Below are 16,682 nucleotides of genomic sequence, written 5' to 3' on the forward strand. Positions count from 1 at the left end.
TTCTTCTTGGTCTACGTGCCATAAAATACTCCATATATTGATGTTTATAACATCATTTGAGGAGCAGAATATCACTTATAGGAGTTGTTCAAATTTACGGATCCATCTCTGGCTGCGTTAGGTTGGTTGTTGTAGCTTTACATCATTCGGCTTTTGCAGTGCGATAGAGTCATCTAATCTTTAAATCGAAAATAGAGTAAAATATTGAAAAGTCATATATCTTACTCTGATAAAAATAGTGTGAACTGAGGGTTGTTTTAAGATATCTCATCCAAACCATCCTCAGTAAAAAATTGAGAAGCCTCATTCCGTGAAATCCATTATCGAACCTGCTGTAGAATCCCCCCGCTCAGTCAAACTTGCATTTTTAATGGTGCTGGACTTTTGTGTATTTCCTGTCTTGCTGTGGCTATGTTATGCCATTCGCCAGTTTGACCTAGGCGCAGAAGTGGTGCCCAACTTGGCTTTTGGTTCGGTATGGGCAAGTGTGATTGCCGTTGTATCGCTGTTTATTTTTGGGGTGTATCGCTTTATTGTGCGCACCTACAGCGAACTGTTTATGGTCAAATTGGGGTTAGGTACCTCTTTGACTGTGGCAGGGTTGTATGCGTTGGCTTACTTTACCGACGCCTTTATTCCCACTTCTATTCCGCTCATGTTCGGATTTCTCATGTTCGCATGGGTTTGGTTTAGCCGTGGCTTTATTCGCTTTATCGTACGTTCTTATTTACAGGCCGATATACAAAAAAAACGTGTGGCGATTTATGGTGCAGGCAATGCAGGACAGCAAATTGCAGCAGCACTATACAATTCCGATGAACACTTACCCGTGTTGTTTATTGATGATGATCCGTCACTCACTGGGCAGCAGTTGGGCCGTTTAAAAGTCTATGACGCAGACAGCGCATTAAAATTACTGGCTAAAAAAAATGTCGATGAAATTCTGATTGCGCTGCCTTCTGTCGGACGCATGCGTAAAAGTGAGATCGTCAAATTCTTAGAGCCAGCACATATTAAAATTACCGAAATTCCAGGACTGACCAAACTGGTCGATGGTGAAATTCGCGTATCGGATATTCAGGAAGTCGATATTATTGACTTGCTCGGGCGTGACCCTGTGCCGCCTGTACCCGAACTGTTGGCTAAAAATATTCAAGACAAAATGGTCTTGGTGACAGGGGCGGGGGGGTCCATTGGTTCTGAACTGTGTCGCCAAATTGTCAAAAATAAACCCAAAGCCTTGGTAATTTATGAACTGACCGAATTTGCGTTGTATAGCATTGACAAAGAATTACGCTTAAATAACGATGTCACGATTATCCCGATTTTAGGTTCAGTGCTCGATCAGGCCAAACTAGAGCGAGTGATGGAACAGTATAGGGTTCAAACCGTGTACCATGCGGCTGCTTACAAACACGTGCCTTTGGTAGAATGTAACCCTTTGGCAGGTTTGAAAAACAACGCCATTGGTACGGCATTTAGCTTAAATGCAGCGGTCAAAACAGGTGTAGAAACCTTTGTACTCATTTCTACCGATAAAGCCGTGCGTCCAACCAATGTCATGGGGGCGTCTAAACGTATGGCAGAATTGTATTGTCAGGCGATGGCAGAAGCACAAGATCAGACCCAAATTAGCATTGTCCGTTTTGGGAATGTTTTGGGTTCATCGGGTTCGGTGGTGCCGTTGTTTAAACAGCAAATTGCCAAAGGTGGGCCTATTACCGTGACTCATCCTGAAGTCACCCGTTACTTTATGACCATTCCAGAAGCCTCGCAATTGGTGATTCAGGCCGGTGCTTTGGGGCAAGGCGGCGATGTATTCCTGCTGGATATGGGTGAACCTGTACGCATTCAGGATTTGGCCCGTCAAATGATTGCACTGAGTGGTTTAAAAGTACGAGAAACAGGCAGTCAGGAGGGTGATATTGAAATTCAATATTCAGGCTTACGCCCAGGCGAAAAACTTTACGAAGAATTGTTGATTGATGCCGATAATACCGAAGTGACACAACACAGCCGGATTTTGCGTTCTTATGAAAAAATGTATCCGTTGGATGAATTGTTGTTGGTGTTTGAGCGTATGCATGACTTAACCGCAATTCAAAGTGATATTGACTGGGCTTTAGCACAGCTTGAACACTATGTGGATGGTTATGTCCGTGGTAAAGAAGTCAAAGTAAATTAAAATATCGAGATCAGGTTAAGACATATGATTAAAAAAGCCATTTTACCCGTTGCTGGTTTAGGCACCCGCTTTTTACCTGCCAGTAAATCTATCCCTAAAGAAATGGTGACCGTGGTCGATCGTCCTGCGATTGAATATGTAGTGCGCGAGGCAGTTGCAGCAGGGATTGAGCAAATTATTTTGGTGACTCATTCCTCTAAAGCCTCGATTGAAAACTACTTTGACCGTAACTTTGAGCTAGAAACCACATTAGCACAAAAACAAAAACTGGATTTGCTCAAAGAAATTACCGAAATTTTACCTGCACATGTCAGTGTCGTGAGTGTACGTCAGCCACAACCTTTAGGTTTAGGGCATGCGGTTTTATGTGCTAAATCTGTAGTGGGCAATGACGCCTTTGCAGTGCTGTTACCCGATGTATTGGTTAAAGATGATGCGGCACAAAATGACTTGGCACGCATGATTCAGCGCTTTGAGCAAAGCCATGCCGCTCAGATTATGGTCGAAGCAGTGCCAGATCATCTGGTCGATCAATACGGTATTGTCGATGTAGTTGCAGCACCTGCTGAAGGTGAAAGTACCGTGATGCAGGGCATTGTCGAAAAACCTGCAGTAGGCACAGCACCTTCTAATTTATCGGTAGTGGGGCGTTATGTCTTGCCTGCAGAAATTATGACTTTGCTCGAAAACACCCCTAAAGGGGCGGGTAATGAAATTCAATTGACCGATGCCATTGCCATGTTGCAGCAAAATAGTGTGGTCGAAGCTTACCGTATGCAAGGTCAGACTTTTGACTGTGGCAGCAAGTTGGGTTACTTAAAAGCAGTGTTGCATTATGGACTCGATCATCCAAAGTTAGGCGATGATTTTAAAGCCTTGATTCAAGAGTTAAAGCTTGAATCTTAAAGGTGATTAAGGGGGGAAAGATTAGAAAATCTCTCCTAGCCTCCCTTCTTACGCAAGAATTTAAAGCAGTGCTTAAACTCTTGCTCAGGGAGGAAACTTGTGAAATAAACAGCATCAACCAATACACAGGAACACATTTTGAAAGTCGCAGTCTTTGGAAAAACCCTCTATGCAGGCGTGATGTCTGCACTCTTGGCAGAATGTGGGCATCAAGTCTATTGGTGCGATATCTTTCAGGATGCTGCCCATCCACTCGAACAGCAACATCTCAGCTTTCAAGACCAAGCCTTGAGCCTGTTATTACAACAACAATGCAGCAAGGGCTTTTTACACTATTGTGATTTTGCTGCATTGCCTTTAGATGTGGATGTGTATCTACTCAGTTTGAACCCGACTGAAGAAGCTCACGCCTTAACCGTTTTGGGGCAGTTGCAACAACGCCCGATCATTCACCCTAAATTGATGATCAATGCCTCGACTTTGGGTTTAAATGGCACACAGCGCCTGCAAAAAATCTTGCCACAAGATGACTGGATTTATTTGCCCGACATGATTCAAGAGGGCAATGCCATTCAAAGTATGACCCGTGCACAGCAACTCACGGTGGGTTGTGAAAATGAACGTGCGCAAGTCAAACTCAAAGAATTACTCCGCCCCTTATTTCCACGTGCACAGCAATATCTTTTTATGCCCGTGTTGGATGCAGAATTTACCAAACTGAGTATTTCCGGCATGTTGGCGACTCGTATCAGTTATATCAATGACTTGGCAGTGGTGGCAGAAAAACTCGGGATTGATATTGAACATGTGCGACAGGGTATGGCGGCAGATAGCCGTATTGGTGCATCGTATATGTATCCTGGTGCGGGGTTTGGTGGTGAAAACTTTAGTCATGATATTCAGACTCTGGCCAGTACCGTATCCACCACAGGGGTAAAAAGTCAGCTGTTGGCGCAGGTCTGGGACATTAACGAACAACAAAAAGAACTTTTGTTTAGAAAGTTGTGGAATTATTATCAGGGCGATTTAAACGGCAAAACTGTGGCTATTTGGGGCGCAGCCTTTAAAGAAAATACCGCACGGGTGCAACATTCTCCCATTCATGTGATGTTGCCTGCGTTGTGGGCGCAGGGTGTGACGGTCAAATTGCACGACCCACAAGCCTTGCCTGAAATTGTGGCCCAGTATGGTCAGCGCGATGATCTGATTTTATGTGTAGACCAATACCAAGCCGTCGAAGGTGCATCGGCATTGTGTGTGCTGACTGCGTGGAAACAATATTGGAGTTTGGATTATCCAACTTTATTAAAGCAGATGCAGCATCCACTGATTTTGGATGGTCGCAATATTTATGATCCTGAATTTGTGAAGGCACAAGGTTTTGCTTATATGGGAGTAGGCCGCTAATGATTCGCAGCACAACGCCACAGACGCAAACCTCGATATCCCAAAGTGATAATGCCTTGCCACAGTTACAACAATTACAGCAACAGTTTCAGCAGCTGCATTTAAATCAGCTATTTGCCCAAGATCCGCAGCGTTTTCAGCGTTTTTCGGTGGCTTTGGACAGTGTACTGTTTGACTATAGCAAGCATCGGATTGATGCCAAGGTGTTGCAGACTCTGGTTCAGTTTGCACAGCAGAGTCAGCTGGCTGAGTGGATTCAACGTTTATTTTCAACGGCAACGGACTCAGAGAAAATCAACTATACCGAACAGCGCGATGCGATGCATTGGGCCTTGCGTTTGCCTGCGACCAGCCCAGCAGCAAGCGCTTCCGAACAGACCGATGCCTACGCTGCATTGACTGAGCAAGTGCATACCCAGCTTGAGCGTATGTATGCCTTGGTTGAAAAAATCCATGCAGGCCAATACCGTGGTGCCACGGGTGAAGTGATTCAGGATGTGGTCAATATTGGTGTGGGTGGCTCAGATTTAGGCCCGTTGATGGTGACCCAAGCCTTATCTGACTTTAAAGTGGCAACTGAAAAACCACTGAATGTACATTTTGTGTCTACCATGGATGGCAGCCAGCTATCTGAATTGCTGCATCGTCTGCGTCCTGAAACTACTTTATTTATTATTTCGTCCAAGTCTTTTGGCACCATTGATACCTTATCCAATGCGCAAACGGTGAAACAATGGCTAGAAAAGGCCTTGGGTACACATGCGCAAATTCTGAAACATCACTTTATTGGGGTATCCACCAAAGCCGATAAAATGACTGCTTGGGGCATTTGTCCTGAAAATCAGCTCTTGCTTTGGGATTGGGTGGGTGGTCGCTATTCGTTATGGTCGTGTATTGGTTTGCCGATAGCCTTGACCATTGGCGTTGCGGGTTTCCAGCGGTTTTTAGCAGGTGCACATGCGGTTGATCAGCATTTTCAAACGGCTGCATTTGATCAGAACATCCCAGTGCTGATGGGTTTGCTAGGGGTGTGGAATAATAATTTCCTGAATATTCAGACTCATGCGGTCTTGCCTTATGATGGACGCTTAAAATACTTCGCTTCGTATTTACAGCAACTGGAAATGGAATCCAATGGCAAGTCGATTCAGCGTAATGGCGAGGCGGTGAGCTTGGATACTTGCCCGATTGTTTGGGGTGAGGTTGGGCCGAATGCACAGCATGCGTTCTATCAATTGTTGCACCAAGGGACACATGCGGTCAGCTGTGATTTTATTGCCCCTGTGCAGCGTTATAATGCCAATCAATTTACCTATGCGGAAAATGCTGAGGCTTTGGTAGAGCAGCATCATTTGGCATTGTCCAACTGCTTGGCGCAGTCGCGGCTTTTGGCCTTTGGCAATCAGGCCTTAGATCAGCAGGAATTAGATGGCTTAGCGGCGTATAAGCAGTACAGTGGTAATCAGCCAAGTAGCAGTATTTTATTGCAAGAACTCAATCCGTATAGCTTAGGCATGTTGATTGCTTTGTATGAACACAAAGTCTTTGTACAATCGGTGCTATGGAATATCAATCCCTTTGACCAATGGGGCGTAGAAAAAGGCAAGGAAATTGCCAATCAGCTCTTGCCTATTTTAAATGGGCAGCAACAGGATTTATCGGCACTCGATACATCGACTCAAGGTTTATTAAAAATTTTATTAGGAAAAATAGATGGCTAATGTTTTAGTAACAGGCGGTGCGGGCTATATTGGTTCACATACCTGTGTCGAGTTGCTGAATGCAGGGCACAGCGTGGTGGTGCTAGATAATTTGTCCAATAGCTCGGCAGAGTCATTGGCGCGGGTGCAGCAACTGACGGGTAAAACCTTGCAGTTTATTCAGGGTGATATTCGTGATGCTGCTGCTTTGGATGCTGTGTTTGCTGCACATCAAATTGATGCAGTGATTCATTTTGCAGGACTTAAAGCAGTGGGAGAAAGCCAACAAATTCCACTGAGCTATTTTGATAACAATATTGCGGGTTCAATTAGTCTGATTCAGGCGATGCAACGCGCGAATGTGTTTAAACTGGTGTTTAGTTCATCGGCCACGGTGTACGATGAAGCCAATATTTCGCCGTTGAATGAAGAGATGCCAACGGGCATGCCAAGCAATAACTATGGCTATACCAAACTGATAGTAGAACAGCTTTTACAAAAAGCAGCCCTTGCCGATGCACGTTGGTCAATTGCGTTATTGCGTTATTTTAACCCTGTCGGTGCGCATAAAAGTGGCTGCATTGGCGAAGACCCACAAGGTATTCCAAATAATTTAATGCCTTATGTCACCCAAGTGGCGGTGGGACGTCGTGAAAAACTGTCAATTTTTGGGCGGGATTATGCCACGCCAGATGGTACAGGCGTGCGCGATTATATTCATGTAGTCGATTTGGCCAATGCGCATTTATGTGCCTTGAATAACCGTTTGACTGCCCAGGGTTGCCGTGCTTGGAATATTGGTACGGGTAATGGAATTTCGGTGCTGCAAGTGAAGAATACTTTTGAACAGGTCAATGGTGTGCAGATTCCATTTGAGTTTGCACCACGTCGTGAAGGCGATGTGGCGACCTCTTTTGCAGATAACAGTCGTGCTGTGCAAGAACTAGGCTGGACACCACAATATGCTTTAGAAGATATGTTAGCCGATAGTTGGAACTGGCAAAAGCAGAATCCGAATGGTTATCGTTAAGATGAATGATTCTAGCTATAGACTCAGCCACAAAGTTTAGGGCATAAACAATGGGAGTCAGTTTTGACTCCCATTTTTATATTGCTTTGATTTTTCAGATTAAGCTTGAATCAATTGCGTCAACTCATCCACATAGTCCTGCATTGGGCGTGGGTTTTGATCACGACGGCTTTCAATATTTAAGCGTAATAAAGGCTCGGTATTTGACGCACGCACATTAAAACGCCATGCCCCAAAGTCTAGACTCACGCCATCGGTTTGATCAATCGTTGGGTTTTGGCTGGCATAATGCTCAAAGATTTTTTGGATGGTGGCTTGAGTATCGGCCACTTTAAAGTTAATTTCGCCCGAACATGGGAACTTGGCAATCATTTCTTCGACTAGACTTGATAGCGATTGTCCTGTTTCAGACAATACCGAAACCGCCAATAGCCATGGAATCATCCCGCTGTCACAATAGGCGAAATCACGGAAATAGTGGTGTGCGCTCATTTCACCGCCGTAAACGGCATTGTGCTCACGCATCACATCTTTAATAAAGGCATGTCCAGATTTAGATTGAATTGCTTCACCTTGATATTGTGCGACCACATCAAAGGTATTCCAAACCAAGCGTGGGTCATGCACGATTTTTTCGCCTGCTTGTTTGAGCAAAAACGCCTGTGCCAATAAGCCGACAATATAATAGCCTTCAATAAACTGGCCTTTTTCATCGAACAAGAAACAGCGGTCAAAGTCACCATCCCACGCAATGCCCATGTCGGCTTGATGCTCTAATACGGCATTGCGGGTGCTATCACGGTTTTCCACTAAAATTGGGTTGGGGATACCATTGGGGAAAGTACCATCGGCATCATTGTGAATTTTGACAAACTCAACAGGAATATTCAGAGCTTTGAATTTTTGCTCAATCGCATCGACCACATGTCCTGCAGCGCCATTGCCTGCATTCATGACCAGTTTCATTGGGCGAATTTTGCTAGGCTCGATATAAGTCATTAAATGGTCAATAAATTGAGGCAAAATATTGTAGCTTTGAGTGCTGCCTTTGTGCTCGACTGGGGTAAATTCGCCCGATTCTGCCAAAGCCTGAATGTCTTTTAGACCGGTATCGGCACTAATAGGACGCGCATTTTCACGTACCAGTTTCATGCCGTTGTAGTCCATTGGGTTATGGCTGGCAGTTACTTCAATGCCCCCTTGCACGTCTAAATGAAAGGCTGCGAAATAGACTTCTTCTGTGCCTGTCATGCCCAAATCTAGCACATTGACCCCTGCATCATTTAAACCACGAATGGTGGCTTGCTTTAAGCCTTCGCTGCTAAGGCGAATATCGCAGCCAATTACAACGGTTTTAGGTTGGTAAATTTGTCCGTAAGCACGACCAATTTTATAGGCAATCTCTTCATTGAGTTCTGTGCCCAATTTTCCGCGAATGTCATAGGCTTTAAAACAGGTTAATGTGCTCATGTATTGTCCTAAATATTTGGAGAAATCGTATTGCTGCCTATGATAATCGAACTGTGTGTAATGTGGTGTACAGAATAGAAAATCAATTGCTTGAAGATGTTTCGGTGGGTACGTTTTAGAGATGAGAAAATATAAATCAATAAAAAAAAGCCCCAGTCATTTAACTGAGGCTTTTAAAATTCTGGAGCGGGAAACGAGACTCGAACTCGCGACCCCAACCTTGGCAAGGTTGTGCTCTACCAACTGAGCTATTCCCGCATGCGGTGTATAATACATGATGAAAAAATAGGGTCAATCATTTTTTGCATGTCATTGTACTGACTGAATAAATAAACAACATTTTTAGAAAAAATAGCAGTCATCAGCCCAAATTTTTTTAAAGAAACTGCTCAAATCGTAAATTGAAGAATCCTCATGGCAAGATGCTGCGAATCTCACAGAAAACGTTATACTTCTGAGAGTTTTTAAAAACCACGCGGGGAAATACAATCATGAGTTTAGAACAACAGTTGCTACAACGCTTAGCCGTTTTCAATCCAATCCATTTGGAAGTGGTGAATGAATCTGCAGGTCATGGCGGTTATTTCCCAGGCAAAGAATCCCATTTTAAAGTGGTGATAGTCAGCGATGCTTTTCAGGGCTTACGTTCGGTACAACGTCATCAAAAAATTTATGCTGCTGTAGGTGATTTACTCGCGCCAAGTAAAATTCATGCCTTGGCAATTCATGCCTTTCTCTCGTCTGAATGGCAGGGACAAGACACTACTAGCCCAGAATGTGCTCATGCACCAAAAACATCGTAATGGAATGAAATACATGGAAAATTTAGGAATGCTGAACACCATTCACGTTGCTGCAGCGGCTTTATTATTATTGGTGCTGTTTGTACGGGGCATGACTTTGTTTAAAGGCACACAAAATAACTCGCCTAATCCTAAAGCGCGGACAGTCTTTGTGGCGTTGCAACATTCGGCACTGACCTTGATTGTAGTAACAGGTGTTATTGCTTTGTTTTTAAAAGACTTTCAAGTCGAACCGTGGTTTTATGCCAAAATTATTTTGTTTTTGGTGATGCTGTCATCTTTAATCAAAGCGTATAAAAAAGATGACCGTATTTTGTTGATTCAACGTCGTGTGGGTTGGGGCTTAGCCCTAGTCGCATTTTTTGCCATTTTAGGTTTGGTGATGTTAAAGCCAAGCTTTGGCTGATTCAGCAGGTCATATTGTAGATGTTGCTTGTGGCTGCAAACTCACGGGCATTGAGTGTATGCAAATATCGGCAAGAAAGTTTGTATATTTGAGCACTGGCGAATTGTTAGACATAATTTGGCAAGAATATTGACAGCTCAGTTAAACTGAAGTGATGTCACAACAAAAATTGAAAAGAGGGGCGGCAATGCGCACACGTGTGGTGTTTAATCAGAAAGGTGGTGTTGGAAAATCCAGTATTACCGTCAATTTGGCTGCAATCAGTGCGCATCAGGGTTTAAAAACCTTGGTGATAGACCTCGACCCGCAAGCCAACTCTAGCCAATATTTATTGGGTGATGATGCTACTTATTCTGCCGATAAGCCTGCGCTTGAACCTAACATCGAAAATTATTTTGAAGAAGTGTTGGGTGCAAATCAATCCAAAGGTTTATTGGGCAATGCCTTAGGTTCAATTTTAAAAAACCGCAGCAAAGGTTTAGAAGCCTATGTGCATCAGTCGCCATTTAAAAATTTGGACGTGCTTCCTGCGAGTCCACAATTGGGTGGCTTGGCACATGCACTTGAATCGAAACATAAAATTTACAAGCTGCGCGATGCCTTGCAACAATTGTCCGATCAATATGACCGTGTATTTATTGATACTCCGCCTGCGTTTAACTTTTTTACGCTCTCTGCCTTAATTGCGGCAGATCGGGTGCTTATTCCGTTTGACTGTGATGTGTTTTCTAAACGCGCCTTACAAAGCCTGATTGAAAATGTGCTGGAAACGCAAGATGATCACAATGCAAACTTGCAAATTGAAGGAATTGTGGTGAATCAATACCAAGCACAGGCCAAGTTACCGCGTGAAGTGGTGCAGCAACTCAAAGATGAAGGTTTGCCTGTTTTGAATAGCATGTTACCGCCTTCGGTGTTGATGAAAGAATCGCATCATAAAAATTTGCCATTAATTCATTTGGCAACAGATCATAAATTGACGCAAGCTTATCAATCGTTGTTCAATGAAATTGAGCAAGCGTGATACAGAGGTAGACATGAAAACATTTGCAATTGGTCTTGTCGCGGCAAGTAGTTTATTGCTGGGGGCTTGTGCGACTACAGTGAAACCTAGTTACGTGTCGCCTACACATTATCAGGCTTTGAATTGCCAACAATTACAAAGTGAATATAACCGTATTCAGCAATATATTGAAAGCGGTGTCGAAACGCCGAAACGTACAGGCGTTGGTGTGGGCGTGGGCTTAGGTGGTGGCTGGGGCAGCCGAGGTGGTTGGGGCGTTGCACCGAGTGTTTCGGTCAATATGGGACAGTCATCCAACACCAAAAGAACAGAGTTGGCACGTCTTTTAGGTGAGCAAGAAGCCATTGTGCAAGCAGCAAAATTTAAAGCTTGCCCGATTATTGTTAAACTCAAACCCGCAACATCTTAATTTTAGGGTTTGAGAGTATTTTGTCTATGGTACTGCCATTTGTGCAGCACCATTGCTTAAAAAAAATGTAGCAATATAATTCAAGATTGATTTCTATCTAATATTTTATAAAACAAAAACTTAATTTTATTTTTGTTTTATTTATGCACTTGGGTCAGCCCTGACAGATAGAAAAACTTGTCATTTTTAATGGCTTTCATATAAGGTGTGCTCCTATTTTTTGATTTGCATGCTCTGGTGTTTATGATTGAAAGTTGGCTCTTTGTCCTAGCAATGATTGCGGTCTTGATGATTCCTGGCCCGACCAATGCACTATTGGCAAGCTCAGCCCACCAACAAGGCATTGCCAAAACCAGTTTGCTGATTCCCGCAGAGTTTTTTGGTTATATGTACGCCATTAGTTTTTGGGCATTATTCATTCATTTGAGTGCGCCTATTTGGCCTTACTTGATTGATATTCTGCATGTTTTAAGTGCAGGCTATGTATTTTGGATGGCTTTTCATTTATGGAAGCAGTCACATTTAGAGCAACATTGTCAAAAACACTCTACCATTCGCCCCGCACGATTATTTTTTTCGACTTTTAAAAACCCGAAGGCCTTGTTATTTGCTGCAGGTATTTTTCCTACAGAAACTTGGGATAACCCGACCAATTTTGCCATGGTCTATCTCTTATTCGGTCTGGTTTTATTGCCGACAGCGTTATTTTGGATGTCTTTTGGGCGGGCTGTTTTGGCGCTAGAAACCAATAAAGTAACGGCAGATTTATTATATAAAGGCTCGGCTTTGCTGTTGGTGGTATGCATGCTGCCTGTCGTAGCACGTTTTTTCTAAAGATTTAGAGCTCAATTTGCTGAGCTGAACAATCATCTCACTTGTTTTGAATAGATGAGGGCAGCGCTGTTAAATAGGCTTGCCCACAGAGTTATACAACTTAAGCAGGTTTTTTCTTGAGTTTTTGGCGAATAAAACCAATCACCCCAGGCAAAACACTTAAAATAATAATGCCGAAAATTAAATAGGTGAAATTGTCTTTCACAATTGGCATATTGCCAAACAAATAACCGAGTGTAATAAACGACGCGATCCAGCAAAAAGCGCCAACCACGTTATAGGTCAGGAAGTATTTATAATTCATGCTGCCCGCACCTGCTACAAAGGGTGCAAAGGTACGCGCAAAAGGCACAAAACGCGCAAAAATAATGGTTTTTCCGCCGTGTCGCTCAAAAAACTTTTGGGTTTCGATCAAATGTTTTTTATTGATAAAACGTGATTCCAGTTCAAAAACCCGTGGTCCGATATATTTACCAATGTGATAATTTAGTGTGTCACCCAGTACCGCAGCAGTAAACAATAAAATACCCAAAATCCAAGGATCCATCACTCCTGTCGATGCAGCTAGTGCGCCTGCCGCAAACAATAAACTATCGCCAGGTAAAAACGGCATAACCACCAAGCCTGTTTCCACAAAAATAATCAGGAATAAAATAGCGTAAATCCATACCCCATATTGGGTGATGAATTCGAGCAAATGCTCATCGACGTGCAAGATAAAATCAATCAGTTCCATGGGAAAAAACAAGCGAAAGTGTGCTCAAATCCTAGCAGTGTAGACGTTGAAAGTCAGTATAAAAAGTAAATAATTATTAGCGGAATTTAGGAGTAATTAATTACTTTCTTGGCTGTGTTCTAAAAATGCAACAGTTTATCTCACTTGGGCGGATCATCTATAGAAAAAAATATCCAGATTCAGCATTGTCTGAATAGTGTGCGCAAGGCGTGGAAAAATGCTAGAATAGCGCGCTTAATTCGTTTGCCTTTCATAGTTGTTTGTCATGACTACCAATACTCAAATTACTGAAGATCGTATCCTGATTCTGGATTTCGGTTCGCAATATAGTCAGCTTATCGCGCGTCGTGTGCGTGAAGCGGGCGTATATTCTGAAATGTATGCCTACGATATGTCGGAAGCAGACATTCGTGCATTTAATCCAAATGGTATTATCTTATCGGGTGGACCTGAAAGTGTTCACCAAGCGGGTAGTCCACGTGCACCTGAAATTGTATTTAACTTAGGCGTACCTGTATTGGGGATCTGCTATGGTTTACAGACCATGGCAGAACAATTGGGCGGTAAAGTTGAAGCGGGTGCAGTGCATGAATTCGGTTATGCCGAAGTCGATATTTTGGTACGTGACAAACTGATTGGTAACTTGCAAGACCGTGAAAACCAATTACACGTTTGGATGAGCCATGGCGATAAAGTGGCACGCATTCCAGAAGGCTTCCAAATTACTGCAAGCACGCCAAGCTGCCCAGTGGCGATGATTTCTGATGAAACCCGCCGTTTCTATGGCATTCAGTTCCATCCAGAAGTGACACACACTGCTAAGGGTGCAGAGTTATTGTCTAACTTTGTACATCAAATTTGTGGATGTCGCGGTTTATGGACACCAGAACACATCATCGATCTGCGTGTAGAACAATTACGTCAGCAAATTGGCGATGAAAAAGTATTGCTAGGTTTATCAGGTGGCGTAGACTCTTCTGTGGTTGCTGCATTGTTACATAAAGCCATTGGCGATCAATTAACATGTGTGTTTGTAGACAACGGCTTATTACGCTTGAACGAAGGCGATCAAGTGATGCAAATGTTTGCAGAAAACATGGGTATTCGCGTGATTCGTGCCGATGCAGAACAACGTTTCCTAAGCGCGTTGGCAGGTGAAGTCGATCCTGAGAAAAAACGTAAAATTATTGGTCGTGAATTTATTGAAGTCTTTGCCGAAGAAGCGCGTAAACTCGATGGCGTGAAATTCTTGGCACAAGGTACGATTTACCCAGACGTGATTGAATCTGCAGCCAGCAAACAAGGTAAAGCGCACGTGATTAAATCACACCACAACGTGGGTGGTTTACCGGATGATTTGGCTTTTGAACTGGTTGAACCTTTGCGTGATTTGTTTAAAGACGAAGTGCGTAAACTCGGCACGACTTTAGGCTTGCCACACAGCATGATTTACCGTCATCCATTCCCAGGTCCAGGTTTGGGCGTGCGTATTTTGGGTGAAGTGAAAAAAGAATATGCTGACATTTTACGTCTTGCAGATGACATTTTCATGCAGGAATTGCGTGCAAGTGGTTGGTATGACAAAACAGCACAAGCGTTTGCGGTATTCCAACCTGTGAAATCTGTGGGTGTCGTGGGTGATGGTCGTCGTTATGCATGGGTGATTGCACTTCGTGCCGTAGAAACAGTGGACTTTATGACAGCACGTTTCGCACACTTACCGTACGATTTAGTTGACAAAATCTCTACCCGTATCATGAATGAAATTGCAGACGTTTCACGTGTGACTTACGACGTATCGTCTAAACCGCCTGCAACAATTGAATGGGAGTAATTCAGGGATTTCGGACAGCACTGCTGTCCGCCTGAATTACGCCAAGCGCTATGCGCGCGGCAGTCGGGGTTTAAAGCAGCACTGCTGCTTGCCAGTTTTACGCCATGAACCCATTTTAAAGCACGGCTTTTTAAATGGGTGCAAGATGCCCGCGACAGTTGGGATTTCACGAAGCACTGCTTTTAAAATAGGTGCAAGATACATGTGATAACAGGTTAAGCACCGATTTTAAACGCACTCTAGCCAAAAACCCAATAAATGAGCACTTAATGTGCTCATTTTTTATATCAATTAGATCATTCAGGATTTAACTTCTTTTTTAAAATCGGTTCGAGTGGCTCAGACATTCCTACATCATAACTGATCACGCAATTACGTCCGCTTTGTTTGGCTTGGTAAAGTGCGAGGTCGGCTTCCTTAATCAACAGTTGTAAGTCAGTTTGTTGTGGTTTTAAACTCGATACACCAATCGACACGGTGAAATTAAAGCACTTATTGCCTATACATATTTGATGCTGTGCAATTTTTTGTCTTAAACGCTCAGAAATCATCATTGCTTCATCTAAACTGGTTTCGCTGAGCAGAGCAATAAACTCTTCGCCACCAAAGCGTGCCAAAATATCTTTACGACGCATTTCTTTACGTGCAATTTCAGCAATATTTTGCAGCACCCGATCTCCAACATCATGCCCATAGGTATCATTAATATGTTTAAAGAAATCTACATCAAACATCAATAAACAGCTCGAATTCGATTTAGGCCATTTGTGAATTTTATGTTCCGCCATGTACACAAATTGCCGACGGTTATTCAGTTGTGTCAGTTCATCGGTATGGGCTAAGGCTTGCAGGGTATGGAAATTCCAGTCATCCAGCAAACTGCGTAAAAAGTGGTGGCGCGCATTGAGGGTATTGCTCCAGCTAATATACAAACTGAGTAGCCACATGGGGATATAGACCACCATAAAAATGAGTGCATCTTGTAGGGTTGTTAAGAAGACAGCACTTAGAAAAATCAGCACACTCATGAGCAATGAGTTATACAGTGCAGGTCGGAAACGTACCTGAATACACAGATTGGCCATCACCACAAAAATAACCGCAGCATAAAGATAGTAGCCGACCCATGGACTGTTTGATTGCGACAAAATATAAAACCAGACACCGCAACACAGTGTGGCGCTGATGGGTAAGATTAAATCTAAAAGTTGAATGTCTTTGATGTATTTAAAGCAAAAATAATTACCTACTAATGCAAGAGTTACGGCAAACACACGAATAATGCCTGAAAGCAGACTGACGTCTGGAATCACAAAATAATCGACAAAGAAATACAGTAAGAAAACCATTTGCCCAATGTAATTGACCTGACGTAAATAACGACGTTGATGTAAATATTGATATTGGTCAAAGTGGGCTTCAAATTTTGGTGGGAGAGGCGCAGATGGATGCTGCAATGCTGTTTCAATTGCCTGTCGGTTTTCCAGATCGCATTCAGTCACTTTTAATAATTTGGCTGAAGCTTCTTGGTCGCTTAAAACTTTCGAATGAAACTGTTGCCCCATTCGAGCTTTCACAGACATTACGATGTTTACCCAAAATAACAAATTACACCCAAATTATGCCCAAAATGTTGAAAAATTGACCTCCCTAAATTTGGGTATTTTCTGCATTTTTTTAAATTTTGGTAAAACTGACAATTCAGTCGTCTATTTGATTAGCACGTACTTGTGCAACAAATAGGGTCTTGCTCTTGAGTATCAATTTAGCGTATTTAATAGTAAAAGAATCAAAAGCTTTAGCTGTAAGGAGCACAGGATGAGCAATAGAGAGATGGATCCGTAAATTTGAACAACTCCTATAAGTGATATTCTGCTCCTCAAATGATGTTATAAACATCAATATATGGAGTATTTTATGGCACGTAGACCAAGAAGA

15 protein-coding genes and 1 tRNA gene are annotated in these 16,682 nt (G+C 43.0%); 11 read left to right on the plus strand and 5 right to left on the minus strand.

Features of this window, described 5'->3' with window-relative positions; all coding sequences use genetic code 11:
- The first annotated feature begins 310 nt into the window (after positions 1–310).
- The 5 genes from L6C30_RS12975 (at position 311) to galE (ending at position 7,228) form a co-directional block, all read left to right on the plus strand.
- Positions 311–2,185 carry a nucleoside-diphosphate sugar epimerase/dehydratase gene (locus L6C30_RS12975; RefSeq protein ID WP_236163232.1) on the plus strand — a complete coding sequence of 625 codons (1,875 nt, stop codon included), beginning with the start codon at positions 311–313 and terminating at the stop codon, positions 2,183–2,185.
- 24 nt (positions 2,186–2,209) lie between these two features.
- Positions 2,210–3,091 (plus strand): UTP--glucose-1-phosphate uridylyltransferase GalU, encoded by an 882-nt coding sequence (gene galU / locus L6C30_RS12980; protein ID WP_236163231.1) that lies wholly within the window; start codon positions 2,210–2,212, stop codon positions 3,089–3,091.
- A 138-nt stretch (positions 3,092–3,229) separates the two neighbouring features.
- Complete coding sequence (locus L6C30_RS12985) at positions 3,230–4,498, plus strand: nucleotide sugar dehydrogenase (RefSeq protein ID WP_019837371.1); 1,269 nt, start codon at positions 3,230–3,232, stop codon at positions 4,496–4,498.
- Positions 4,498–6,219: a glucose-6-phosphate isomerase gene (pgi, locus tag L6C30_RS12990; protein WP_236163230.1), complete on the plus strand. Its 1,722-nt coding sequence runs from the start codon at positions 4,498–4,500 to the stop codon at positions 6,217–6,219. The genes L6C30_RS12985 and pgi overlap by 1 nt, the downstream gene beginning before the upstream one ends.
- Positions 6,212–7,228, plus strand: coding sequence for a UDP-glucose 4-epimerase GalE (galE, locus tag L6C30_RS12995; RefSeq protein ID WP_236163229.1), 1,017 nt, complete (start codon positions 6,212–6,214; stop codon positions 7,226–7,228). The genes pgi and galE overlap by 8 nt, the downstream gene beginning before the upstream one ends.
- A gap of 99 nt (positions 7,229–7,327) precedes the next feature.
- Here the strand turns inward: galE and L6C30_RS13000 are convergent, their stop codons facing one another.
- Positions 7,328–8,698, minus strand: coding sequence for a phosphomannomutase CpsG (locus L6C30_RS13000; RefSeq protein ID WP_236163228.1), 1,371 nt, complete (start codon positions 8,696–8,698; stop codon positions 7,328–7,330).
- Positions 8,699–8,880: 182 nt separating this feature from the next.
- A tRNA-Gly gene (locus L6C30_RS13005) sits at positions 8,881–8,956 on the minus strand.
- A 233-nt stretch (positions 8,957–9,189) separates the two neighbouring features.
- On the opposite strand from L6C30_RS13005, the gene L6C30_RS13010 reads away from it, so the two are divergent.
- The 5 genes from L6C30_RS13010 to L6C30_RS13030 all read left to right on the plus strand — a co-directional run bounded on the left by L6C30_RS13010 (position 9,190) and on the right by L6C30_RS13030 (position 12,174).
- Positions 9,190–9,501 carry a BolA family transcriptional regulator gene (locus L6C30_RS13010; RefSeq protein ID WP_236163227.1) on the plus strand — a complete coding sequence of 104 codons (312 nt, stop codon included), beginning with the start codon at positions 9,190–9,192 and terminating at the stop codon, positions 9,499–9,501.
- A 13-nt stretch (positions 9,502–9,514) separates the two neighbouring features.
- Entirely contained in the window at positions 9,515–9,907 is a 393-nt protein-coding gene (locus tag L6C30_RS13015) for a SirB2 family protein (protein ID WP_070155017.1), read from the plus strand.
- A 187-nt stretch (positions 9,908–10,094) separates the two neighbouring features.
- Positions 10,095–10,931, plus strand: a complete 837-nt coding sequence (locus tag L6C30_RS13020; protein WP_236163226.1) for a ParA family protein — start codon at positions 10,095–10,097, stop codon at positions 10,929–10,931.
- A 13-nt stretch (positions 10,932–10,944) separates the two neighbouring features.
- Positions 10,945–11,340: a hypothetical protein gene (locus L6C30_RS13025; RefSeq protein WP_070155049.1), complete on the plus strand. Its 396-nt coding sequence runs from the start codon at positions 10,945–10,947 to the stop codon at positions 11,338–11,340.
- 243 nt (positions 11,341–11,583) lie between these two features.
- Positions 11,584–12,174, plus strand: a complete 591-nt coding sequence (locus L6C30_RS13030; RefSeq protein ID WP_070155020.1) for a LysE family translocator — start codon at positions 11,584–11,586, stop codon at positions 12,172–12,174.
- Positions 12,175–12,274: 100 nt separating this feature from the next.
- Here L6C30_RS13030 and L6C30_RS13035 read toward each other — a convergent pair whose 3' ends face one another.
- Positions 12,275–12,910 (minus strand): DedA family protein, encoded by a 636-nt coding sequence (locus tag L6C30_RS13035; RefSeq protein ID WP_019837132.1) that lies wholly within the window; start codon positions 12,908–12,910, stop codon positions 12,275–12,277.
- 265 nt (positions 12,911–13,175) lie between these two features.
- On the opposite strand from L6C30_RS13035, the gene guaA reads away from it, so the two are divergent.
- Positions 13,176–14,744 (plus strand): glutamine-hydrolyzing GMP synthase, encoded by a 1,569-nt coding sequence (guaA, locus tag L6C30_RS13040; RefSeq protein ID WP_236163225.1) that lies wholly within the window; start codon positions 13,176–13,178, stop codon positions 14,742–14,744.
- Here guaA and L6C30_RS13045 read toward each other — a convergent pair.
- Both L6C30_RS13045 and L6C30_RS13050 read right to left on the minus strand, forming a co-directional pair.
- Positions 14,699–14,914 (minus strand): hypothetical protein, encoded by a 216-nt coding sequence (locus tag L6C30_RS13045; RefSeq protein WP_141730394.1) that lies wholly within the window; start codon positions 14,912–14,914, stop codon positions 14,699–14,701. The two genes, guaA and L6C30_RS13045, sit on opposite strands and share 46 nt — an antisense overlap.
- 126 nt (positions 14,915–15,040) lie before the next feature.
- The gene (locus tag L6C30_RS13050) at positions 15,041–16,327 is read right to left on the minus strand and encodes a GGDEF domain-containing protein (protein ID WP_236163224.1); all 1,287 of its coding nucleotides are present in this window, start codon (positions 16,325–16,327) and stop codon (positions 15,041–15,043) included.
- Positions 16,328–16,682 lie beyond the last annotated feature (355 nt).

The organism is Acinetobacter sp. KAM396 (assembly GCF_021602765.1).
GTDB lineage: Bacteria > Pseudomonadota > Gammaproteobacteria > Pseudomonadales > Moraxellaceae > Acinetobacter > Acinetobacter towneri_A.